This is a genomic window from Solitalea lacus (assembly GCF_022014595.1).
Classification (GTDB): domain Bacteria; phylum Bacteroidota; class Bacteroidia; order Sphingobacteriales; family Sphingobacteriaceae; genus Solitalea; species Solitalea lacus.
This window is the reverse complement of record NZ_CP091740.1, coordinates 658,111-682,499: the sequence shown is the minus strand read 5'-3', so window position 1 is coordinate 682,499 and position 24,389 is coordinate 658,111. Positions and strand designations below refer to the sequence as shown.

Genomic DNA, 24,389 nt, shown 5'->3' with positions numbered 1-24,389 from the left:
ATTCCGGACTTTATGATGACCAATCAAATGAATAGACCCATTCGCGTTTTAGTTGCCAAATGCGGCTTAGACGGCCATGACCGCGGTGCTAAAATAATAGCAACTTCTTTGCGTGATGCAGGCATGGAAGTAATTTACACAGGCTTACGTCAAACTCCCGAAATGATTGTTAACACTGCTTTACAAGAAGATGTTGACGCTATAGGAATTAGTATTCTCTCAGGTGCTCACATGACCGTTTTCCCAAAGATCATGAAATTGATGAAGGAGAAACAGCTTGACGACGTTCTACTTACTGGAGGAGGAATTATTCCGGAGGAGGACATGAAACAGCTAAACGATCTTGGCGTTGGAACGCTTTTCCCTCCAGGCACCAGTACAAATGAAATTGTTCAATACATAACCTCCTGGACCAAGGAACATCGCTCATTTTGATTTACAATTAATCATGAGGTCTATCCGAAATCCAAAAAATAAAACATCTTAATCAGCATGTACAACAACATTAAAACGGAAATTAACAACCGTATTTTATATATCACCATTAACCGTGCAACTAAGCTAAACGCACTCAATAAAGAAACGTTAGCAGAACTAAATGCCCTAATTAAAGACTTCTATAATAACCCTGAGGCCGGCGTTGCCATTATCACTGGGGATGGACCAAAAGCATTTGTTGCCGGAGCAGATATTTCAGAATTTGCCAGTTTCTCAATCGAAGAAGGCAAACAACTTGCTGCAACTGGTCATTCTTCTGTATTTGATTTAATAGAAAATAGTCCAAAACCTATTATTGCTGCCGTTAATGGATTTGCCCTTGGAGGCGGGCTAGAGTTGGCAATGGCGTGTCATTTCCGCGTTGCAAGCATTAACGCCAAATTGGGCCTACCGGAAGTAACACTTGGCCTAATTCCTGGTTACGGAGGCACTCAACGATTATCTCAATTAGTTGGCAAAGCCAAAGCATTAGAACTTATATTAACCGCTGATATGATTGGTGCTGAAGATGCTCTAGCTCTAGGTTTGGTAAATTATATTACCTCTCCTGATGAATTAATTGCCAAATGCGAAGAACTAGCTGGCAAAATGTTAACTAAGGCCCCATTGGCCCTTAGCGCTGCTATTGCAGCAGTAAACGCATCAACAAAAAATGAAAAAAACGGTTTTGAGGTAGAAATTGATGAATTCGGAAAACTGTTTGGTACTGAAGATTTTAAAGAAGGCACTCAAGCTTTCCTTGAAAAACGTAAAGCTAATTTTACAGGTCGATAAACACCAATAACTTTATAAATGCTAAATTCGTCGCACTTTAAGCTGGCGAGTTTAGCATTTTTTTATCTCCTAACCCTTCGTATAGCTTATCACAATAATTTTTTTGAAAAACAAATAAGTAAAAGCAATTTCTAAATTATGAAACGTATCTTTTTTTTAGCAGTAATAGCAATCAGCGCTATTTTAGTATCTAACAATGCAAATGCTCAAGCTCCTGCAGGTAAAAAATTATTAAACATTGGTTTTGAATCGGGATTTCCAATAGGAGATGCAGCTGATGTATATTCAGTGGTATTAGGCGGTTCTATTCAAGCAGAATTCCCAATCTCTCAAAAATTCTCCGTTACCGGAACTGCTGGCTACTCATCATTCCAACCTAAATCAGAATTTAAAGACGCTGGTCTTGATGGTTATGGATTTATTCCAGTAAAAGTTGGGGGTAAATATTACTTCGCCAGTAATTTCTATGGTATTGGAGAGTTAGGAGCATCTTTTGGAACTGGAGAAGGTTCTTCAACCGCATTTGTTTTCGCTCCTGGAATAGGTTATTCATTCCCTGTTGCTGACAACAAATTTGTTGATGTTTCTGCAAGATATGAAAACCACTCAAACAATGGCAACCTATCATTCTTCGGCCTACGTTTTGCCTATTCCTTTGGGTTTTAATTCAAATTGATAATGATAAAAGCCCGTCGTAATCCCGACGGGCTTTTTTTATGACTAATATGTGCAAAGATTTTTACTCCTACTGGTTTTTTGTACATTGTAACTTTAATAGTCTGTAACTAGATTGACTGGCAAACAATGGTTGTTTTGCGGATAAGAGGAAATCAATCAAGGAGAATTTATGAAAAGTAAAGAAGAAATCGTATCAAACTGGCTACCACGGTATACAGGTACTGAACTTAAAGAATTTGGAGAATATATTTTATTAACCAACTTTAACAACTACGTACGTTTATTTGCCGAATGGGAAGGCGTTGAACTTCGTGGACAAGATAAACCAATGCTTAACGCTACCTCCAGAGACATTACCATTATCAATTTTGGGATGGGAAGTCCTAATGCAGCTATAATTATGGACTTACTCTCAGCAATACAACCTAAAGCCGCTTTGTTTCTGGGCAAGTGTGGTGGCTTAAAGCGCAAAAGTGAACTTGGCGATTTAATTCTTCCTATTGCTGCTATTCGAGGAGAAGGAACTTCAAACGATTACTTTCCACAAGAGATTCCAGCTCTGCCAGCATTTGCCTTACAAAAAGCTGTCTCAACAACTATACGAGAGCATAATCGTGATTACTGGACCGGAACCGTTTATACTACAAACCGAAGAGTTTGGGAACACGATGAAGAATTTAAAGATTACCTAAGGAAAATAAGATGCATGGCAATTGATATGGAAACAGCCACCCTGTTCAGTGCCGGCTTTTATAATAAAATTCCTGCGGGAGCCCTGTTACTTGTTTCTGATCAGCCTATGATTGCCTCAGGCGTAAAAACCGCCGAAAGCGATATAAAAGTAACGGAAAAATTTGTTGAGCAACATTTACGTATTGGTATCGACTCATTATACCAGCTCATTAATAAGGGGAATACCATTAAACATCTTCGTTTTGAAGATATTTAATACCCAAGTCTACCACAACTCTAGTGTCAACTTCCTAGCCGATTTTGCTATTTAACAAAGATTAAACATCGAATGATGATTAGCTTTTTATTCTGTTTGGTGCAGCCTTTGCATTAATACGTCCAAAACCAACGTTTATTTAACTAAAAAAGTGAAACGTGTAGGAGATAAGTCTTTCCAAATCTACCGTCCATTTAACACTTAAATCAGTATTTAAACATGCAGGGGTTATAATAATTTAGAAGGAATAAGAACGCTCCATTAATTTGAAAATACAATAAAAAACTAAGTACCGAATCTGACTAATGATTATTAATTGAGAACATAAAGTTACGAAAGCGCTTGAAGTGTGGAAAAAAATACCCAACTTTGTGCATTCATATCTTTTGTATTGTTAATGAAGATGTTAGAAGGGTTTAATTTATGATAGAAGGCATGAAAAATATTCTGATTATTGATGATGAAGTAAACATTGGATTATTACTAACCCGTTTCTTAACTAAACATGGCTTTCATGTTGAAACCGCTACCAGTGGTGCCAAAGCAATGGAGTTACTCAATGCTAATCGCTATGATTTAGTATTGTGCGACTATAGGCTGGAAGACACTGATGGCCGGGAAATGCTGGATAGGATATTAGGAATTCATCCCCAAACAATTGTTATTATCATTACGGGCTATTCTGATGTAAAAATTGCGGTAGAAATGGTTAAAAATGGGGCTTACGATTATATTTCAAAACCATTGTATCCTGATGAGATTCTGAATACCATCAATAAAGCCCTGGACACTGCTGATTTAAGAGTAACTCCTGAACCTAAGACTTCAGCGCCTGCGGCTAATGGCAGTAAAACTGAAAAAAGCAGTAAAAATCAATCAGGCGGTGTTTTGGTTACAAATAATTATGTCTTAGGTGACTGTGATGCGGCGAAAGAACTTTACCGTCAAATTAGTTTAGTAGCCCCAACCAACTACAGTGTCATTTTATTTGGAGAAAGTGGTACAGGTAAAGAATCTGTTGCCAATATGATCCACCAAAATAGCCCACGTAAAGATCAGCCGTTTGTACCTCTCGACTGCGGATCGCTATCCAAAGAGCTTGCCGGAAGTGAATTATTTGGACACGAAAAAGGTTCATTTACAGGAGCGTTTGGTCAAAAAATAGGTCATTTTGAAATGGCCAACGGGGGTACACTTTTCCTTGATGAAGTAGCCAATTTATCTTATGACATTCAGGTTTCATTACTAAGGGTAATACAAGAGCGCAAAGTAAAACGAATAGGTGGTAACAAAGAAATTGATTTAGATGTGCGCATTCTTGTAGCATCTAATGAAAACTTATGGGAAGCGGTACAGAAAGGTCGTTTTAGAGAAGATTTGTATCACCGTTTTAATGAATTCAGTATTCACATTCCTCCGTTAAGAAACCGAAGCGGTGACTTATTAGTATTTGCCGAATACTTTCTGAAACAAACCAGTAATGAACTTAATAAACACATCAAGGGATTTTCAACAGAGGTAATACGTTACTTCACCCGTTATAGTTGGCCTGGTAACATTAGAGAGTTAAAAAATGTGGTTAGACGAGCCGCTTTATTAACAGAAGATGGAAAAGAAATTGAAACCCGCTCTTTACCTCTTGAATTGCTTGAACTTAATGCAACTCCAATTAATACCCAAGAAACCGAACCAATAATAGTTGAATCAGTTAAAGCCATATCCTACGCCCGTAATGATTTAAAATCAGCTGCGCAAGAGGCCGAATTAGATACCATTATGAAAGTGCTGAAGGAAGTAAACTTTAATAAAACAAAGGCCGCAGCAATTTTAAATATAGACAGAAAAACGCTTTACAACAAAATGAAAGCAATGAAGTTAAACTAGTCTAGAGTGAAGAATAAATTAAAAAGCATTTGGAGTAATCTTGATCGCCCTGAACAGTTTATATGGATAACACTCTTCGTATGTGTTTTACCCAGCATATTAAACCTAGTAGGGATTAACTTTGGTGTTAATTATCAAACCTTCGATACTGCCCGATTAAATACACTCAATTATGAAAGTCAACTTAATCTGATTTATCAATGGTTGGAAGGTCGGTTTATTCATATAATTTTAGTAAGCATGGCTATTGCCATTGCTTTTTTAACTGTAATATTAGCTTTTGTTGATTATAGCATAAAACGCGACATAACTACCCCAATTGTAGGGGTAGCTTTGCTTTGTGCTGGTTTATTTGATGTTTTTCATATCCTTTCTTCAACACAGCTGCTTTCTATTACAACAGAGCTGGTCGATATTTCGTCATTCACATGGCTCTTGAGTAGTGGTTACCATGCCTTTATCCTTATTATCGGAACAGGCATGTTTTTAATAATGCGTCCTGTTGGCAAAACCATAAATAATGACTCTAATGATCGGTTCGTAACTTACATTAGCATCATCTTTGTTTTGCTCACATTTTTAACAATCAACATATTACTAAACTTAAAACGCATCCCAACTTCTGCTCTTACAGGCAAGTTTTATACCCACCCAATAGACGGAGTTCCCCTATTATTATACTTCATTGCACTCGTATTTGTTTTTCCAAAGTTTTATCAACGGTATCCTTCGAAGTTTTCATTAACACTGGTTCTAAGTGTAATTCCTGCCATATTTACGCAATTACACATGGCGTTCAGCTCTCAAATCTTTGACAATCATTTCATGATAGCTCATTTCATGAAAATGATAACTTATATAATGCCATTCTGCGGGTTGGGATTGAATTATTTGGAAACGCTACGTAATGAAAAACTAATGGTTGCCAACCTTCATCAGGTAATTGATGAGCGAAAGAAAGCAGAAGAACTGGTAAGCGGTGTTTTAAACAGCTCAACTTATGCAATTATTACTTTTGAGTCAATAAGAAATAATAACGGACAGATTGTTGATTTCAAAGCCATTCTGACCAATCCTGTGGCAGAAAATATGCTTCGGGGATTTTACAAACTTCCATATCATGGAGCTATAATAAACCGATCGCTAAGTGAAATTTTCTACTCAGTAAAAGAATCAGGTTTGGTTAATGAATTTATTAAAGTTGTAGAATTTGATACCTTATTCGAATCTCAGCATTATTCAACGAACTTGCAACGATGGTTTTACATCAACGCGGTCAAATATCGTGACGGCTGTGTGGTTGTTTTTGACGATATCACTGAAATTAAACGTAATGAAATTGAGCTGAAAGAAAGCAAGAACTTTGTGGAGAAGATTGCAGATAATACTCCTACAGGAATTCTGGTGGTTGATATTGAAAATTTAAAACCTATTTATAGCAATAAGGAGCTATTACAAATAATCGAAATTAATGAAGAGGAGCTATTTGCCGCTGATGAATTAATAATAAATGCAATCCTGAATGGAGAGCCGCAGAATTTAACCGAAGATTATTTGAGTAAATTAAACGTTATTGCAAAAGGGCAAATAATTGAAAATGAACATAAATATAAAACAGAAAGTGGCGAATGGAAATGGTTATATTCTAAACAAGTGCCCTTCAAAACTAATTTACAAGGAAAAACAACGCAGGCCCTTTGCGTTATACAGGATATTACAGAGCGAAAAATAAGTCAGGCCAAGATTCTAAAAAGCGAGGAGAAATATCGTAACCTCTTTGAACAATCGAAAGACATGATTTTTATCATTAACCGAGAGGGTAATATCATTGATATCAATCAGTCTGCCGTAAATCTTTTGGAAACAGAACTCGACAAGTTAAAGTCTTCCAACCTGCGTTCATTTTTCTTTACCAAAAGCGATTGGAAGAACTTCCTTCATCAGATTATTCAACGCGGCAACGTTATAGATATGGAAATTACCTTGGTTAGCAGTAAAGGACAACGCATTTATGCGTTAATTACCGCTGCCGCGCAATACGATAACGAAGGACGTTCTATTTTCTTCCAGGGAATTATTCATGATATTACTGCTCTAAAGCGCTCCGAACACGAGCGTTTAGTTTCTCAAAAGCTCGATGCAACCGAACGGGTAGCCAGAACCATTGCCCATGAGGTAAGAAACCCATTGACCAATGTAAATCTTGCTCTTGAACAACTAAAGCTTGAAATAAACGACAAAAATGACTCTTATGATTTCTATTTTGATATAATCCAGCGTAACTGCAAGCGAATTAATGTACTGATAACACAACTTCTTAACAGTACACGTGCAGAATACCTCGAACTTAAAAACAAATCAGTAAACGAACTTATTGACGAAACGTTGGAATTAGCCATTGATCGAATCAAGCTTAACGAAATTAAAGTTGAAAAAGATTTTATGCAAGCCGATTGCGAAATTTCGATTGATGAGGACAAAATGAAGATTGCCTTATTAAACATCATTATTAATGCAATTGAGGCAATGACTCCCCAAAAAGGGTTGTTAACGCTTAAAACTTATTGCCACAATGGCAAAGCCATTATAGAAATAGCCGATAATGGATCGGGCATTAAGCCAGAAAACATCTCTAAACTTTTTGAGCCTTTTTACACAGAAAAACAAAACGGTAGTGGATTGGGACTCACCAGTACTCAGAACATTGTCCTTACTCATGAGGGAACCATTGATGTAGAGAGCCACTTGGGAATAGGAACTCGTTTTATCCTTAAGTTCAACCATGTGTAACCAAAAAATTGCAAACCATCTAACAAGCTACTATTCAGTTGTATTATAGAAATTCTTGAAATTTCAAAAATGAACGAACCGTCAATTTTGAAATAATGGCAATTTATTTGCCGTAAATTTGCCCAGCAATAAAAATGAAGCATATGAAAAAGTCTAATTTTTTTGCACTTGTATTAGCGGCAGCTTTTGCCGTACCGGCATTTGCGCAGGATGGAGGTGCAAAAGTGTTTGGCGGGGCCAAACAATTCAACACATGGTCAATTGGGGTTAACGGCGGTGTTACCGCTCCTGTTATCTTCTTAGGTGGCCATAACGATTACAATGAATGGGATGCAAACTTTGGTTACGGAGCGTACATTCAAAAGCAAATCACCCATGCATTTGCCTTGAAATTGGACTACCAAGGAGGTAAAGTATCAGGTTCCTACAACCCAAATGAAAACGGACAGGGCAACCCTGGTTTCTCTTCGTTTGAAACAACCATTAACTATGCAGCTTCCTTACAAGCACAAATCGACTTGACCAGCTTGTTGTGGAAACGCGACAGCAAAGTGGCGTTATACGTGCAAGGTGGTTACGGTTTAACCGGTTACAAGCCAGATAGCGAAACCCGTACTGAGCAGTTCTTCCCAGTAGGTGGTGGTTTGAAATTCAAATTATCAGAGCGCATTGGTTTGGACTTAGGTTACACCATGAACTTCCTGGATGCGGATAACTTGGACAGAACCTGGTATGGTTCAGCTAACGACAAATGGTCGTACGGTTATGCAGGTTTGAACTTCAGCTTGGGTAACAAATCGAAGAAAAACCTAGATTGGGCAAACCCTTATGCCTTGATGTATGATGAGTTGAAAGATGATCAATTACGTCAGGAAGTTGAAGCATTGAAATCACGTGTAGCCGCTACAGAAGGTGATGTATCGAACATGAAGAAAGATTCTGACGGAGACGGCGTATCGGATGTGTTTGACAAAGAACCAAATACTCCAGCAGGCAACGTAGTTGACGGTGCAGGTCGTACCATCGTGTTCCCTAAACCAGAGCCTACAGCCGCAGTAGCTGAGCAAAGCAACACCATTCAATTCGACTTTAACTCAGACAAATTACGTCCAGAGTCAATGGGTGCGATTGAAAACATGGCGAACGAATTGAAAGCTTCAGGCGGTAAAATGTTGTTAGAAGGTCACGCTTCAGCAGAAGGTACCGAAGCTTACAACGTGGACTTATCAAAACGTCGCGCAAGTTCAGTGAAAAAAGCTTTAGTGAAAGCCGGAGTAAAATCAGGTAACATCACTACTAAAGGTTACGGCGAAACTCGTCCAGTAGCATCGAACGACACTGAAGAAGGTCGCCAGAAAAACCGTCGTGTTGAATTCAAAGTTCAATAATTAGAATATATAGTCAGATTAGATAATAGTAATGAAAAACGGTAGCCGAAATTCGGCTGCCGTTTTTTGCTTCCACCCCAAGCTATTAAATACTCAATTTGTCATAAACCACGTAAACTTTTAAATTTGCATAAATTTCACAACAAAATGAGCAACGTAGTAAGTACTGCCAACTGGGACAAAATTAAAACGAAGATAAAACGTAAATACAACCGATTAACCGATGAAGAATTAGTTTTTGTTCCCGGACAGGAAGAAGATTTAATTAACAGGTTGATGAAATTAATTAATAAAGACCGTAACTATGTTGAGTTTATGCTTAGCAAGATGCAGTCGAATGAAGCTAATAATCGTTTGTGATGAGTACGATTATTGAAACCGAAGTAATTGAGGAAGTTGAAGTTTCCACAGAAGTTGGGCTACCTTTAAAGCTTGTTTTATGGAATGATGACTTCAATACGTTTGAGCACGTTATTGCTTGTCTTGTAAAGTATATCAAGAAAACATATGACGAAGCTGAAGCAATTGCTTGGATTGTTCACACCAAAGGTAAATTTATTTTACTAGAAGGCGCCCGCCGAAACCTGGTTGAATATTATAATATCCTTAAATTTAAGGGACTGACAGTAAGTCTTGACTAAGCAATAATACCGCGGTAAAAATTCCGTTTTTACTTTGTATTTAATTAGCTTTAGGTGAATAAATTTCATGAATAAGGTAAGTGCATTTTTCAAATCGCCTAAAAAATCAGCTATTGCTGCCGGCATAGTTGCTGCTACATTATTCTCTTTTAAAGCGATTGATGAGCGCTTCGATATTACTAAAAACCTCGATATATTTGCAGGCATCTATCGAGAAGTCAACTTGAATTATGTTGATCAGGTTGAGCCTGCTCAATTAATAAACAAAGCTGCTAGCGCCATAACTGGTTCTCTAGATCCGTATACAGAATATGTTCCTGAAACGGATATCGAAGACTTCAAGATGAACTATGTTTCAAATGAATACGGTGGAATTGGAGCCCTGATTCTGCAAAAAGATAACAAGACTTTTATTTCTGAATCCTACGAAGGGTTCCCAGCCCAAAAAGCTGATATCCGTGCAGGTGATCAACTCGTTTCCATTAATGGTGTCTTTCTGGAAGGAAAAACCAATGATGAAGTTAGTGACTTGCTTAAAGGCAATAAGAACTCAACAATTACAATTAAAATCGTCCGTCCCGGAGATTTAAAACCCATTGAAAAGAAGCTTCAAAGGGAAGAGATAAAATTTCCTAATGTTACTTATTCTGGAATTCTACCCCAACATACCGGATATATAAAACTTGAAAGGTTTTTGGAGGGATCGGCTCTGGAAGTAAAAAATGCCTTCCTTGCACTGAAAAAGAAAGACAAAATTTCTTCACTAATCATTGATTTGAGAGGAAACGGAGGGGGTATCCTTCAAGAAGCAGTAAAAATTGTTAACTATTTTATAGCAAAAGGAGAAACTGTAGTTTCCCAAAAAGGAAGACTTCCTCAAAATAATTATGTTTACCATGCTGGTGCAATTCCTCTGGATACAACTATTCCATTAATAATTCTGATTGATAGCGGCACAGCATCCGCTTCAGAAATTGTAGCAGGCGCAGTTCAGGATTTGGACAGAGGAGTTATTGTTGGCCAACAAAGCTATGGCAAAGGGCTAGTGCAACAGACATTAAAGTTACCTTATAACAGTCTTTTGAAAGTAACTATTGCCAAGTATTATACTCCGAGTGGTCGTTGTATCCAGAAAATAGACTATCAACATAAAAATAAAAACGGACAGGCATCTAATGTTGCTGATTCTTTAATTGCTGAATTCAGGACAAAAAATGGAAGAACGGTTTCTGACGGTAGAGGCATCACTCCTGATATTTTCGTAAAGCCTTATTATTTCAGCTCTGTGGTTACTGCTCTAATTGAAAATAACTTGATTTTCGACTATGGAACTCTGTACCGTCAAAAAAACAATAGCATAAAACAACCGAGAGAGTTTCAATTAAAGGACAGTGAATATGAAAACTTTATAAGTTTTGCCAATAAAAACAATTTTGAATATACGACAACAAGTGATAAACTGCTAGATGATTTGGAAAAAATAACCAAACAAGAGAAATACTTTGATCAAATTGAACAGCAATACACCTCATTAAAAAACAAGGCCATAAAAAATCGTAAAGACGACTTGGTTGAGTATAAATCAGAAATTACCCAAGTACTGGAAAATGAAATTATTTCTCGGTATTATTTCCAACACGGAAGAATTGAAGCTTCATTTAAATATGATGTAGAACTAAAAGAAGCCTTGAAAATTGCTGCTCTAAGAACTAATTACTATAATGTCATCAAAGGAGTAGGAGATTATAAAACTATTGGCAAAAACAGTCAAACTTTACGTAAAACAATTGAAACAGTGCAAAAATAATGATCCTATACCTTAACACCTCAAATTCCTGTCTAACAGTAATTATCAAAGTCAATTGATGGTACACCATTAACATTTACAATTGAATCAATCAGTACTGTAGTTCCATTATCCAAGCGTAAAAACTCCTTGTTATTAATTTCATAAAACTCTGTTATCAGCCCCATAGTATGTTGCTGCCGTCCGCTTTCGTCAGTATAAATGATTGAACAAGGCGTTTTGTCAGCAGCAAATACTTCCAGGCGATTAGAGAAAAAACTACGCATTAATTTGTAATTTCCCATTTGTTGATTTTAATGATTTTCTACGGCTAGCTCTTTTTGATGCTCTTCTGTAAGCTTACGTTGTAATTCGTTTGGAACTGGAGCATATTCAGCAAATTGAACGTTAACCTTAGCCCTGCCCTGACTAATATTACGCAATACAGAAAAGAATTTATCAAGTTCGGCCAATGGAGTGCGTGATTTAATAACTTGGAACCCACTACGATTATCCATACCTGTTATTATGCTTCTTCGGCTTTGGAGTTCGGTCATTACATCTCCCATCATTTCGTCGGGAACCGTGGTTTCCACATCGTAAACCGGCTCAAGCAATTGAGGTTCAGCATTATGAAAAGCTTCTTTAAAGGCCATCATTCCTGCAATTTTGAACGAAATATCATTGCTATCAACAGGATGCATCTTACCATCATAAACACTCACTCTAATATCTCTAACGAAAGAACCTGTTAATGGTCCTTCATGCATTTTTTCCATAACTCCCTTTAAGATCGAAGGAATAAAGCGGGCATCAATCACTCCTCCTACTATGCAATTATTAAAAACAAGCTTTCCTCCCCACGCCAAATCGTGTGTTTCGGAATCACGCACCGGGTATTCCTTTAATGGAGGCATTCCGTCATAATAAGGTTCAATTTTCATAAAAACCTCTCCAAACTGACCAGCTCCACCGGATTGCTTTTTATGCCGATAAGATGAGTTGGCAGGTTTTTGAATGGTCTCTCGATATGGAATTTTCGCCTTAATGAATTCAACCTGCATCTTATAAATATTTTCCAGTCGCCACTTCGTTAGAGCTAAATGAAGTTCCCCTTGTCCGTGTAATATTACCTGTTTCAGTTCGCGGTTATACTCAATCTCAATTGTCGGATCCTCAAGGTGTATTTCGGCCATCACTTCACTCAATTTTTCGTCGTCTTGTTTGTTTTTAGCTATTACAGCAATACGAACTTTAGGATTGGGGAAATGAATAGGATCAATACTTCCAACAGCCCCTTTGCCATTCAATGTATGATTGGTAGAAGTATTTTTAAGCTTAAGTGTGCAACCAATATCTCCTACCTTCAGTTTATCAACTGCATTCCGGTTCTTCCCATCGGCAATGAACAATTGATTTAATCGCTCTGTAGTATTGGTTTTTTCGTTAGTTAGTTCTTGGCCAACTGAAACTTCTCCCGAAACGACTTTGAAAAATGAGAGCTTGCCCAAATGCGGTTCAACTAATGTTTTAAAAACAAAGAGACGGGTAGGCCCTTTAGGGTCAAATGGCACTTCTCTTCCATCTTCAGTAAGTTCTGGAGGCATATCAACTGCACTTGGAGCAACATTATCTATGAATCCCATTAAACGACCGCTGCCCATATCTTTTCGTCCTGACAAGCAAAACACCGGAAAGACCTGATGTTTCATCATTCCAATTTTTAATCCTTCCCGTAATTCATCTTCGTCTAAACTTCCTTTTTCAAAATACAGCTCCATTAGCTTTTCATCGTTCTCAGCGGCCTTCTCAACCAGCTCATTATGTAGCCGATCTGCTTGTTCCCTTTCTTCATCAGGTATTGGAAGCTTTGTTGGTTTTCCACCTTCTGTCGAGAACTTATACATAGTCATTTTTAGCAAATCGATAATGCAGTTAAAATTAAGACCCTGATTTACGGGATATTGCATTATAGTGACTGCTGGTCCAAAAAAGCGTTTAGCTTCTTCTACTGCTTGATTAAAATTGGCTTTATCACTGTCCAGTTGATTAACTGCAATTATGGTTGGCTTTTGGTATTTATCTATATAATCCCACAACAATTCAGTTCCTACCTCTACTCCGTATTGCGCATTAAGAAGTACTACAGCTGTATCACAAACCCGAATGGAAGAAATAACTTCACCAATAAAATCGTCCAATCCTGGTGTATCAATTATATTAATCTTATAATCATGCCATTCGGTGTGCATTGATGTTGCATAAACTGAATTACCCCGTTCATGCTCAATTTCATGATAATCAGAAACAGTATTTTTTTCTTCAACCGAACCACGACGGTTAATTAATCCGGCTTCAAAAAGCATGGTCTCGGCAAGCGTGGTCTTGCCGCTTTTCGCAGAACCAACTAACACCACATTTTTAATGTGCTTTTCATCATACATTTTCATAAAAGTTTATTGTTTAAGGTGAGCAGAAAAGTAGGCTGGCTATAAAATCTTTTAATGATTACAAATTGAGAAACCGGGTCATAGCCAAGCTATTTAAATTGCTATATAACTGCTATTAAGCATATTAATATAATTTTATTTTTCGATTAATTAAAACACAAACATGGATTATTGATTAGTAATAGTATGATAAAAACTAAACACAGGCTTTACGCAACTATTGTTTAAGTAATTTTAATTTCATTAAGTGCAATTATCTTGAAAATCGCTAACTTTCATGCTCAATTATCAAACCACAAGTACAACAAATGAAAAAATTAGGTACAATTATTTCCCGGATTAAAGTAGCAGGATTTTTGTCAATTGTGATATTAGCCTCATCTTGTGCTAATGAGTTAAAATTTGTGCGAGTAAAAAGCACCGAATCAATGCATGCTCAAAAAGCCCAAAATGAACAGAAATCAGAAGATGTGCATCCTCAAGGTGCTCAATATATTGAGCAAGAGATAAAAACGACAACTGTTTATTCCGCTCCAGATGGCTCAGCTGAAACAACAGAAAGCTTAACAGGAGAGTCAAACACTACAACCACTCGTCAGCTGGTACGTACTGAAATGAGTAAAAATGAGGCATTCAATAAATTATCAGTAACTCAACAAGAGAAAGTAGAAAAACTAATTGCAAAACGAGTAGATAAAGTTGTGGCCAAAAAGAAAACTGCTCCTGCACCAGCTCCAAGCGTTGAATTCACACGTATTATGCTAATTGGTTTAATTATTTTACTTGCCGGCATTATTCTGGGCGCCATTGTTGGCGGTCTTGGATGGGTTGCATTTGTTGTTGGTTTAGGCCTTATCGTTTACGGCTTAATTGTTCAGCTATAACTCTACAATCAACGTTATATAAAAGTCCCTGCAAACTTTAGTTCTGCAGGGATTTTTATTAATACAAGTAATTTCTCTTAACTTAGTAAAAAGCTGTAACCCGAAGTAACTTCAATGCGTCATACCCTAAAATGATAAAACAGTTATCAGATATAGAGTTAATTGATTTGGCACTGAGTGGAAATCAGGGTGCTTACGTTGATCTATTAAATCGACATCAAAGGTATGCATTTACCCTGGCTCTACGCTTCACAAAGAACCGAGAGGATGCTGAAGAAATTGCTCAGGACAGCTTTCTGAAAGCGTTTCGTTCATTGGCTTCATTTCAACGTACATCAAAATTTACCACCTGGCTGTATTCCATTGTCTATACAACAGCAATGAGTAAGCTCAGAAAAGGAAAACTTGACACTTCGTCACTTGATGACGATGAACACCCGATAATTGTTGAAAATCCATCAAATGATGAAAGCAGCAGCAGAATTGAACATAAAATCAGAAGTGAATATTTAAAACAGGCTATTGACAAACTATTACCTGACGATGGGGTGATTATAACCTTGTTTTATTTGCATGAACAATCATTAGAAGAAATTGCGGCTGTAATTAATATGCCGGCAAACACGGTAAAAGTTAAACTTCACCGGGCACGGCAGCGTTTAAAAGTTCAACTCGAACTTTTATTAAATGATGAAGTAAATGAATTATTATAACAAACTAACTACTTTTGTCCTGTTGTACAGGCAATTAGTTAAATAGAAAGAATTGATATGAACCGGATAACTGAAGAACAACTTTGGGATTTGGCGGACGGGTTAATACAGGAGCCCCAAGCCGGTGAATTGATGCGTTATATTGAAGAACATCCAGTTCTAAAGAAAAAACTGGATGAAATAAAGGCTCTGAATGCATCTCTTGCATCAATACCTTTAGAAGCGCCTTCGGCAAATTTCACTGCCAAGGTTATGGCACAATGGCGTACCGAAACTTCTCCATCAGCCTTAAAAACACTTGTAAATCGAAAAATTATTTACGGAATTGCAGCTGTTTTTGGAGTGTTGATTATATCGCTATTGATTTACACAATTGGAAGTACCACACCTGAACCTTCGGCTCAGTACATGGCAAAAAGTGAACAGGTTCAGGAAGTTGTTAATTCACAGATTGATTCATTTTTAGGCAACAAAACCTTTTGGTTTTCGTTTTTAATGATTGATGCTGTACTACTACTTGTTTTTATTGATAAATGGATCAGCGGAAAACGATTAAAAAATGAATTAGCATGATCAAGTTTTGCCGATCTTTTACTGTGGGTTTGGTTGGATTTGTGGTCACACTATCGGCTTGTGTAAAAGAAGGCGATGAGGATTTTCGATATAAACAAATTGCCCGAGCTTGGATTGAGACCAAAATAATAACTAATGGCGAACCAGCCGTCGCTCCCGGGCGTCAGCATGTATTCTTTTCAAATCTAAAGTATCGGAGAGTGTGCGCAATAAATGAATATTGTGTTCCTGTACCTGAGGGAGATTGGAGTTTGTTATCAGACAGCACACTACAAACTGTCTATAATACCGAAATCAATATTTATACAATAAAGAAGCTTGACAACCTTAACCTCTGGCTTGAATACCAGTCGGGAAAGAATAAGATCCAGATACAAATGCAGACCCGATAATTTTAAGACACATAAAAACAGGCCTCTTCTTTTTGAGAAGAGGCCTGTTTTTATGCATGTTAAGAAACTGTTCTAATTAAAACTGATTGGAACTTCTATAAAACTATTATCCCAACCCATTAGCATTTTAGCACCTTTACCATTGTCTTCTTTAAATAAAATGGTAAATGCCTCTATTGGAGTCGGTGGAGTTTTTACAGGAACGTCTAAACGCAAAACATCTTTTGCCTTATCGTAAAAATATGCACCCCATTTGTCTGTTACACTATTAAAAATAATCGTCCATTTATCCTTATTCGGGATGGTGAACAATGAATATTCCCCGGCTTTAATCTCTTTATCTCCAATCTTAATATCCTTATAAAATTTAACATCAGTACACTCATTTGCTCCAGTTCTCCAAACTTTGCCATAGTCTTCAAGCTTACCAAAAATTTCACGTCCTCTGCGTTGCGGACGAGAATAGATTATCCGAACTATGGGTTTTTTAGTTATATCTCGCTCAAAAGCAGCCCGAACTGGAAAATAAACTATATCAGCAGGACTTTTATCAATTGGAATAGCTTGAATGGAATCTTGAGTCTGTGCAAAAGAATAAACGGTTAGTGACATAAACATCACAAGAGCTAAACTGAATTTCTTCATCGTTTTATTTTGACTTAAAATATGTAAATACTAAATGTTGATTCAACGCTTTAACTGAGCTAATGTTTCAGTTCTTGTTCAAATAATTTAAAAATTCTTTTGTATTCGTCCGTCCAGCTGCTAGGCTCTACAAAACCATGATCTTCCATTGGATAAACAGCGAGCTCCCAATTACTCTTACCCAATTCAATCAGCCGCTGCGAAAGGCGTACAATATCCTGAAAGTGTACATTGACATCAACCATCCCATGACACATGAGTAATTTGCCTTTTAAACCTTCAGCAAAATAAATAGGTGAGCTTCTCTTATAAGCAATACTATCATTAATAGGCTCATTTAAGATATTTGCTGTATAATCATGATTATAATGAGCCCAATCAGTAACTGAGCGCAAAGCAGCTCCTGCCTTAAATACTTCTGGCTGAGTAAACATGGCCATTAATGTGATAAATCCTCCATAAGAGCCTCCATAAATACCAATTGCTTTTGGATTAACGCCATATTTATCAACCAATAATTTTGCTCCATCCACCTGATCATTCAAGTCAGCTCCACCCATATGACGATAAATATTGGTTCGACAGCGTCTTCCATACCCTGCGCTTGCCTGATAATCAATATCCAAAACCGTATATCCTTTATCAATCAATAAATTATGGAACATATATTCCCTGAAATACTGGCTCCACCAATAATGGGCGTTTTGCAAATATCCGGCACCATGCACAAAAATTACTGCTGGTTTATTAGTATGAGGTTTTGACGGTTGATATAATCGAGCATAAACCTCCCCTGTGCGCCCCTTAAAACTAATCACTTCGGGCTCTCTCCATTTGTAAGATTTAAACTCCTCCGAAGTCGACTGGGTAAGTTGCTGGGGCTCCCCCCCGGATTTATTCTCTTGTAGGTATAACTCCCACGGCTTATTGCTATATGAATAACGAATTGCCAGCCATTTCTCATCAGGGGACAAAGAAACTTCGTTTGCCCCTTTCATAGAAGTTAATTTCTCAAATGCTCCTCCATTAACAGAAAGTCTATAAAAATCTTTTGTCCCTGGATGTTCTTTATTAGCGGTTATATAAAAGCTACGCTTGTCGTTAGAAAGTTTTACAGACTGAACTTCCCAATTACCTGTGGTAAGTATATTTTTTTTACCGTCTGCAACCTGATAAGTATAAAGATGGGAATAACCCGTAGCCTCACTCTGGTAATAAACAGTTTGATTATTAATCCAACCAATATTCTCACCGTAACGATCTATTCCCGGCCCTCCAATCCAAGCTTCGTCACGTTGACGATCAATCAATTTTAATTTACCATCAACTACATTTAGGCTAAATATCCAACGGTCTTTATTATCGGTTGAAAAAACTGAAACTATGGCATTTTTACCGTCTTCACTCCAATAAGGCCCATAAAAGGTTACTTCGCGAGCTTCCTTCTTTTTCTCTCGAAGTTTCTTCTCAAACGGATAATCCTTTAAATAATCAGGTAAATCATAAATACCGGGAATTTGCAAGGTTGAAACCGACAGAATAGTATCTCGTAAACGATCATAAACGTAAAACTCTGACAATGGTTGGATCCCACCAACTTTAGAGCGAGTTGGGATATCTTCTGTATAACCTGACTCTGTTACATAATTAGGCACAATGGTATTCCTAGCCTCCTCGTCAACCGTCATATTGTAAGTCACAAAATTACCATCCGGACTAATCCTTAAATTGGTAACTGACTTTCCTTCCAAATAGATTTCTCTTAAACGTTTGAACTGTTCCTTTTTACGAGCCTTTTGCGCTCCCTCTCTAGCCGCCTTCCGCTCTTTTAATATCTCAAACTCTGCTAGCTGATCTTCCTTTAACCATTTGTCCTGATCATTAACATGAGCATCTCTTATTTTTGTTCCTTTTAAAAAATTGGTCAATTGAGTTAGAGAGCCGCTATTAAGCGATAAACTGAATAAATTATCTGCTCTTCTAAATATAACCTGATCACCATTGCCTGAAAACACAGGAAGAAACTCTTGCTCAACGGTATTGGTAAGCTGACGAAAAGAACCGTTCTTTAAGTCGTAGAGGTAAATATCTCCGTATTTCTCAACCACTTTCAATGAACGGTCCTTATTATAAGCTCCATTACGAGCCAAGCCCATTCTTACAGGCGTTGCAACCTTATTTATCTTCCTATTACTTACCTCAACAACATACAATGAGTCACTTTTAGTTTTATCAGGGTTCCAATTGAAATAAACCGACTGACTGTCATCACTCCAAAATACCGCAGAAGGAGATACACCAATCCATTTAGGATCACGCATAATCTTTTCAACACTCAGCGAATCAAACTGCTGTCCAAAGGCTGTAAGCTGAATTAAAAATAGAGGAATGGATAAGTACAGTTTCTTCATATAACCAGTTAAAGCCCCGCAAGATAATAAGTGAAACGAAGCATTTATAACTACAACATGATTAATACACAGATGCTGTAAAAATGGTTATATTAAAAAAGAACACGAAGTACAAATAAGTCGTTACAATTTGTAATTCATACAACTAAACTCAGGCTCCTACTTGTTGCTTACTTAAGAAATCTTGGTAGGCTAATTTAATACCTTGTGGTAATTCAATTTTGTGCATCCAGCCTAAACCATGTAATTTGGACACATCCATCAGTTTTCGAGGAGTGCCGTCAGGCTTGCTAGTATTAAAGATAAGTTCTCCTTCGTAGCCCACAATCTCTTTCACTAATAATGCCAACTCTTTTATTGAAAGATCTACTCCTGTTCCAACATTAATAAATTCGGGTGCACTATAATTTTGCATTAAATAAAAACATGCTTCGGCTAAATCATCGGCATATAAAAACTCGCGTTTGGGTGAGCCAGTTCCCCAAATTTCTACTTGAGGCAAACTATTTTTCTTTGCCTCATGAAACTTACGGATCAGAGCGGGTAACACATGTGACTTTTCTAAGTCATAGTTATCATTCGGTCCATAAAGATTGGTTGGCATTACTGAAATAAAATCGCAGCCATATTGCGCACGGTAAGCTTCACACATTTTAATGCCTGCAATTTTAGCTATTGCATATGGCTCATTAGTTGGTTCAAGCAAACCAGTTAGCAAATATTCTTCTTTTAATGGTTGCGGCGCCAGCTTTGGGTAGATACATGACGAACCCAAAAACATCAGCTTTTTTACCCCATTTACATAGGACTGATGAATTACATTGTTTTGGATGCAAAGGTTCTCGTAAATAAAATCAGCCCGATAAGTATTGTTAGCCACAATACCACCAACTTTTGCCGCTGCCAGAAACACATAATCAGGCTTTTCTTCAGCAAAAAAATCAGCCACGGCTTCTTGGTTGCGTAAATCAAGTTCGACCGAAGTACGAATGACTATATTATTAAATCCTTCTCTCTGTAATTTGCGATAAATTGCAGAACCAACCATACCACGGTGACCTGCTACAAAAATTTTAGCTTCCTTGTTCATTAAATAAAGTAGAATCTTGCGGCAAAGATACTTTTCTTTTTCTTGGAGGATAAAAGAAATCAAGTGGTTTTGCCAAAAAATGAGCCAAAACTCGTGTAAACAGTTCACTTGTTTGATTAAAATTCACCTTACGTGAGCGTAAAGCAAGTAATAAGGAAAGACTGAAACTCACTAGGAAATTCATTAACCCTATTAAAAAAATTCCTAACAATGAAGTTGCAATGGTAATATCCGAAAGGTAATCACCAAGGGTGTAATAAGCCATTGCAAAACTACCTCCAGCGAGCGTAACGTGCCTGATATCAAAAGGAAGACCGGTAATTTGACCCAAAATTGCCGCAAAGCCTAAAAAGAAACCCAGATAAAGGTTCCCCATTAAGCCTCCCAAATTCTTCTCAATGTACTTGCTTATTTTAATGATGGTATTTTGTGAAAGATACTTTTGCAACGTCCGATGATTCCTGATGCGATCTCCAACATTGCCATAATGAATAAGATTGTCGTAATAACCGTTTATGATTCCTGAAAGAAATAAGAACACTCCTGTAATTGCTGCATACATTACAGAAAGAGAGTGAACCGGGTCAATACTTTTAATGGTATTAAGGGCTTTGACCTCATCAACGATATAATCTCCGGTAAAATAATGGTACAACCATGCAATAATGTATGGCAATGGTATAACTATAATCAGGTTACCTAAAAACGAAATAAACTGGCTTCGCGAAAGCTTCACAATCAACTCGGCAGTTCTATCAACGTTAATTAACTGATGCTTTTTGTCATCCAAGGCACTTGCTACTGCTGAGGCCGTCATTGACGGCTGTTTGGTAGCCAAGGTGGAGTGAGTTATAAAAATAGTAATAAAACTGGCTGCATAGTTAAGACTGAATAATAATCCCTCAACCAATGGAGCCGCTTTAATTGATGAAAGGACAAACTTAATCCATGTCGTAAAGGAGATTATTAAACCGCCCGTCATTGATTGAAGGAAAAACTTATAATACTGCTTAGGGGTGTTGGTAATATAATGTTCGCCAGTTTGGCTGGTATATTCAACTACCTGATAAGCTAACATTTGTGTATTATCCTGAAGATGTTGCCTTATCCCATGCTTCTGATTTTCAGAGCGAACCATTTGGGTAAACATTTCAACTGCTAAACTTAATCGCAATGCCCGGGTTTCACTCAAAATTGATCCTAAAATTCGGCCTAACCGCTCAATATTCTGCTCAATACGCAACAGTAAATAAGCCAGATTTACACTTACTCCTTTTTTCTTTTGGCCCCGACGAACCTGTTCAACCGAGTCCCTACATTGACTCAACATCACTAAAATATGGCGATACAAAAGATTCAACTGTTCCCTGTCGGAATTGGACTGTTTTGCATCATCAATCAGTTTGTTGACTTCAAGTGCTAATACTTGGAATGAAGAATTATAGTTCTCAATATGAGGCAGCCGTACAATAATTTCGGGTTCCAAGCCCAATGAAGAAATACGACTTGCAACTATTTGAGCTGAGGTATATAAGGAAGGATAAAATTCATCAGAAAGCACATTATTCTTTGTAGCTCTAAAATCCATTAACTCAAACAACTCACACCAGGCATCCTGATCAATTGCCTCAACCCACTTATAATCATTGTCTTCATGAAAAACTTCTGCAATTACACTCAGCAATTCTGTTTTTTCTATATAAGCTGGCAAGAACTTTTCATTAAAACGTCTAAATAGTTCAGAAAAGAAACTCTGTTTTGCAGAAATGCCTAACTCGGTAAACAGGCGAATTTGCTTTTTCGACCTGATAATATTTTTAATGAATGACCGGAAGCCTGATAAAAGTTCATTATCCGTTTTTAGTTGATAAAGAATATAATCAAGCTGATGCTTTGCTGAATGAACATTAGAAATAGTTTTAGGGCGTATGCAATCAACCAGTATTCTCAACTCGTTTACTCCACAGTTATGATTTTTGCGTATGCAATCTAATATTTGTTCAATTTTGGTCATAAAATGAATAACAGTTCTTCAGGCAACTTATTGTTTAAAGGCAAAGTTTCCAATAATCTTAATTTATAAGCTAACTGAAGAAAATTGTTTACGACTGAACTTATTATCTTTGCCGCGTGGGAAAGAATAAATTACGTCAATTTGCCGAATTAGATACGTTCCATAACGTATTTCAAAAAGATAGCTCGTTAAAAGGAAAGTGGAGAAGCGAGTTTTTTAAAAATGAGTGTCCTGTTGTGTTGGAATTAGCCTGTGGCAAAGGCGAGTACACTGTTAATTTAGCTCGAAAGTTTCCGGACCAGAATTTCATTGGTGTTGATTTAAAAGGAAATCGTTTATGGACGGGTGCCAAAATGGCTATTGAGGGAAAAATTGAAAACGTTGGATTTCTGCGTATTCAAATTGAGCATTTGCAATCTTATTTTGAACCTGGTGAAGTGGATGAGATTTGGATTACCTTCCCTGATCCGCAACCACAAGTTAGCAGAGAGAAAAAGCGTTTAACATCAATGCGTTTTTTAGACGTTTACCGTCCGGTGTTAAAAGAAAATGCTATTATTCATCTTAAAACGGATAATGATCAGTTGTATGAATACACCCTTGAAGTAATCAACGAAAATAAACTAACGCTTTTAGCTCATACCAATGATGTTTATAATTCGGAATTATTAAACGATGTATTGTCAATAAAAACTTATTATGAACGCAAATACCTTTCACAAGGCAAAAACATCAATTATGTAAAGTTTAGTTTATAAATTTAATATACAAGCAAGGGTTAACAGTCACGTTAATCCTTCTTGCTTTCAGCTGGCAGGTTATTTATTGCTGAGATGTAGTAATTCCGGTCCTTTTCGATAAACCAAATAGCGCCGTTCCCAATCATTGCTCCCTGATAGTTCCTAAAAATTCGATCAAGGCGTTGCTCCTCAATCACTTTTTTCAAAGGCCCATCAAATAGTGCGTTATATTGCTTCCTAAACTCATCTGCATTTTTAATTTCCCCCAAAGGGTATTGGACATGAAAAGCAATGCTGTCAACTTCGTTGTTTTTCACCCAACCTTTCAATTGGATAATAAAACGTTTGAAATCATCCGGACGACTAAAACCAGCTGTTCTCCATGATGTCGGGATACTACCATCGTCAAATAAAGTGTCTTGCGCAGTAAGTTCAGTATTATTAAAAGGAGTTTCAGAGGACTTTACCGAGGAATCCTGCATTTTGTTCAATGAATCCATTCTGCTTTCACTCCCCTTTTTTGAAGGTTGACAAGAACAAAATAGCACCAAACCGCCGATGAGCATGCACTTGTTCATACAAATTAATAATGAAGAATTGAGATCAGTGCTTAGTTTTCTCTATTTTATCACTGTATTTCAGGTACATAGGCAAGGCTGCAGACCCATACCATTGAAAGATTTCATAATCTAATACCCCAGAAGCTACAGCTGGATCTGAACTTAAAAGGGGCTTAGCCTCTTCCGGCGTTTTAACATTAAAGATAAAGATACCCCGGTATGTTTTATCATTCTTTTTCATTGGCCCTGCAACTACTAATTGCCCATTATTAGCCAAACGGTTAATATTGTTTAAATGCCCGCGAAAAATACTGTCAAGTTTGGCTTTATCTTCAATTTTAGTCGGTCCAGTTTTTAAAATCACGAAGATGTATGGTTTCATTCCATACTCATCAGCACCTAATGAATCTGCAAGGGCTTTGTTATAGCTTGAGTTGATATTTTGTGCTTTCGCAGCCAAAACCACCCCGCATAGAAGTAGGAGAAGCAAAACTTTTTTCATAATCTGAATTTACGATTTTCCGAATAA

At 37.2% G+C, this 24,389-nt stretch carries 23 protein-coding genes; 15 read left to right on the top strand and 8 right to left on the bottom strand.

Translation table 11 applies throughout. From position 1 onward, the window contains the following. Positions 1-27 precede the first annotated feature (27 nt). The 10 genes from L2B55_RS02895 (at position 28) to L2B55_RS02850 (ending at position 11,409) form a co-directional block, all read left to right on the top strand. The gene (locus L2B55_RS02895) at positions 28-435 is read left to right on the top strand and encodes a cobalamin B12-binding domain-containing protein (protein WP_237848790.1); all 408 of its coding nucleotides are present in this window, start codon (positions 28-30) and stop codon (positions 433-435) included. A 57-nt stretch (positions 436-492) separates the two neighbouring features. Continuing rightward, positions 493-1,272 carry an enoyl-CoA hydratase/isomerase family protein gene (locus L2B55_RS02890; protein WP_237848789.1) on the top strand — a complete coding sequence of 260 codons (780 nt, stop codon included), beginning with the start codon at positions 493-495 and terminating at the stop codon, positions 1,270-1,272. Between the two features lie 138 nt (positions 1,273-1,410). After that, on the top strand, positions 1,411-1,938 hold the full coding sequence (locus tag L2B55_RS02885) for a hypothetical protein (RefSeq protein ID WP_237848788.1): 528 nt from the start codon (positions 1,411-1,413) through the stop codon (positions 1,936-1,938). A 181-nt stretch (positions 1,939-2,119) separates the two neighbouring features. Beyond that, positions 2,120-2,899, top strand: a complete 780-nt coding sequence (locus tag L2B55_RS02880; protein WP_237848787.1) for an AMP nucleosidase — start codon at positions 2,120-2,122, stop codon at positions 2,897-2,899. Between the two features lie 435 nt (positions 2,900-3,334). Beyond that, the gene (locus tag L2B55_RS02875) at positions 3,335-4,783 is read left to right on the top strand and encodes a sigma-54-dependent transcriptional regulator (protein ID WP_237848786.1); all 1,449 of its coding nucleotides are present in this window, start codon (positions 3,335-3,337) and stop codon (positions 4,781-4,783) included. 6 nt (positions 4,784-4,789) lie between these two features. After that, positions 4,790-7,573: a PAS domain S-box protein gene (locus L2B55_RS02870; RefSeq protein WP_237848785.1), complete on the top strand. Its 2,784-nt coding sequence runs from the start codon at positions 4,790-4,792 to the stop codon at positions 7,571-7,573. A 143-nt stretch (positions 7,574-7,716) separates the two neighbouring features. Further along, a complete protein-coding gene (locus L2B55_RS02865; RefSeq protein ID WP_237848784.1) occupies positions 7,717-8,961 on the top strand; it encodes an OmpA family protein in 1,245 nt (414 codons plus the stop codon). A 147-nt stretch (positions 8,962-9,108) separates the two neighbouring features. Beyond that, positions 9,109-9,321, top strand: a complete 213-nt coding sequence (locus L2B55_RS02860; protein ID WP_237848783.1) for a hypothetical protein — start codon at positions 9,109-9,111, stop codon at positions 9,319-9,321. Further along, on the top strand, positions 9,321-9,602 hold the full coding sequence (locus L2B55_RS02855; RefSeq protein WP_237848782.1) for an ATP-dependent Clp protease adaptor ClpS: 282 nt from the start codon (positions 9,321-9,323) through the stop codon (positions 9,600-9,602). The genes L2B55_RS02860 and L2B55_RS02855 overlap by 1 nt, the downstream gene beginning before the upstream one ends. Positions 9,603-9,669: 67 nt before the next feature. Then, a complete protein-coding gene (locus L2B55_RS02850) occupies positions 9,670-11,409 on the top strand; it encodes a S41 family peptidase (protein WP_237848781.1) in 1,740 nt (579 codons plus the stop codon). A gap of 32 nt (positions 11,410-11,441) precedes the next feature. Here the strand turns inward: L2B55_RS02850 and L2B55_RS02845 are convergent, their stop codons facing one another. Together L2B55_RS02845 and L2B55_RS02840 are read right to left on the bottom strand one after the other, a co-directional pair. Next, positions 11,442-11,693 (bottom strand): hypothetical protein, encoded by a 252-nt coding sequence (locus L2B55_RS02845; protein WP_237848780.1) that lies wholly within the window; start codon positions 11,691-11,693, stop codon positions 11,442-11,444. 9 nt (positions 11,694-11,702) lie between these two features. Continuing rightward, positions 11,703-13,838: an elongation factor G gene (locus tag L2B55_RS02840; RefSeq protein ID WP_237848779.1), complete on the bottom strand. Its 2,136-nt coding sequence runs from the start codon at positions 13,836-13,838 to the stop codon at positions 11,703-11,705. Positions 13,839-14,146: 308 nt separating this feature from the next. Here L2B55_RS02840 and L2B55_RS02835 point away from each other — a divergent pair, with 308 nt between their 5' ends. The 4 genes from L2B55_RS02835 (at position 14,147) to L2B55_RS02820 (ending at position 16,400) form a co-directional block, all read left to right on the top strand. Continuing rightward, positions 14,147-14,722 (top strand): hypothetical protein, encoded by a 576-nt coding sequence (locus L2B55_RS02835; protein ID WP_237848778.1) that lies wholly within the window; start codon positions 14,147-14,149, stop codon positions 14,720-14,722. A 131-nt stretch (positions 14,723-14,853) separates the two neighbouring features. Next, on the top strand, positions 14,854-15,435 hold the full coding sequence (locus L2B55_RS02830; RefSeq protein WP_237848777.1) for an RNA polymerase sigma factor: 582 nt from the start codon (positions 14,854-14,856) through the stop codon (positions 15,433-15,435). Between the two features lie 57 nt (positions 15,436-15,492). After that, positions 15,493-16,008, top strand: coding sequence for an anti-sigma factor family protein (locus tag L2B55_RS02825; RefSeq protein ID WP_237848776.1), 516 nt, complete (start codon positions 15,493-15,495; stop codon positions 16,006-16,008). Further along, the gene (locus tag L2B55_RS02820) at positions 16,005-16,400 is read left to right on the top strand and encodes a hypothetical protein (protein WP_237848775.1); all 396 of its coding nucleotides are present in this window, start codon (positions 16,005-16,007) and stop codon (positions 16,398-16,400) included. Before L2B55_RS02825 ends, L2B55_RS02820 begins: the two co-directional genes overlap by 4 nt. A gap of 72 nt (positions 16,401-16,472) precedes the next feature. Here L2B55_RS02820 and L2B55_RS02815 read toward each other — a convergent pair whose 3' ends face one another. From L2B55_RS02815 to L2B55_RS02800, 4 genes are all read right to left on the bottom strand, one after another. Next, positions 16,473-17,045, bottom strand: a complete 573-nt coding sequence (locus tag L2B55_RS02815; protein ID WP_237848774.1) for a DUF2911 domain-containing protein — start codon at positions 17,043-17,045, stop codon at positions 16,473-16,475. A 59-nt stretch (positions 17,046-17,104) separates the two neighbouring features. Then, positions 17,105-19,456 (bottom strand): prolyl oligopeptidase family serine peptidase, encoded by a 2,352-nt coding sequence (locus L2B55_RS02810; RefSeq protein ID WP_237848773.1) that lies wholly within the window; start codon positions 19,454-19,456, stop codon positions 17,105-17,107. 151 nt (positions 19,457-19,607) lie between these two features. Further along, complete coding sequence (fcl, locus tag L2B55_RS02805; protein WP_237848772.1) at positions 19,608-20,546, bottom strand: GDP-L-fucose synthase; 939 nt, start codon at positions 20,544-20,546, stop codon at positions 19,608-19,610. After that, a complete protein-coding gene (locus L2B55_RS02800; RefSeq protein ID WP_237848771.1) occupies positions 20,530-22,560 on the bottom strand; it encodes a site-specific recombinase in 2,031 nt (676 codons plus the stop codon). Before L2B55_RS02800 ends, fcl begins: the two co-directional genes overlap by 17 nt. 116 nt (positions 22,561-22,676) lie before the next feature. On the opposite strand from L2B55_RS02800, the gene trmB reads away from it, so the two are divergent. Next, positions 22,677-23,318, top strand: coding sequence for a tRNA (guanosine(46)-N7)-methyltransferase TrmB (gene trmB, locus L2B55_RS02795; protein WP_237848770.1), 642 nt, complete (start codon positions 22,677-22,679; stop codon positions 23,316-23,318). Positions 23,319-23,350: 32 nt separating this feature from the next. On the opposite strand, the gene L2B55_RS02790 is transcribed toward trmB, so the two are convergent. Continuing rightward, positions 23,351-23,878 (bottom strand): hypothetical protein, encoded by a 528-nt coding sequence (locus L2B55_RS02790; RefSeq protein WP_237848769.1) that lies wholly within the window; start codon positions 23,876-23,878, stop codon positions 23,351-23,353. A gap of 25 nt (positions 23,879-23,903) precedes the next feature. After that, on the bottom strand, positions 23,904-24,362 hold the full coding sequence (locus tag L2B55_RS02785) for a YciI family protein (RefSeq protein ID WP_237848768.1): 459 nt from the start codon (positions 24,360-24,362) through the stop codon (positions 23,904-23,906). Positions 24,363-24,389: the final 27 nt, after the last annotated feature.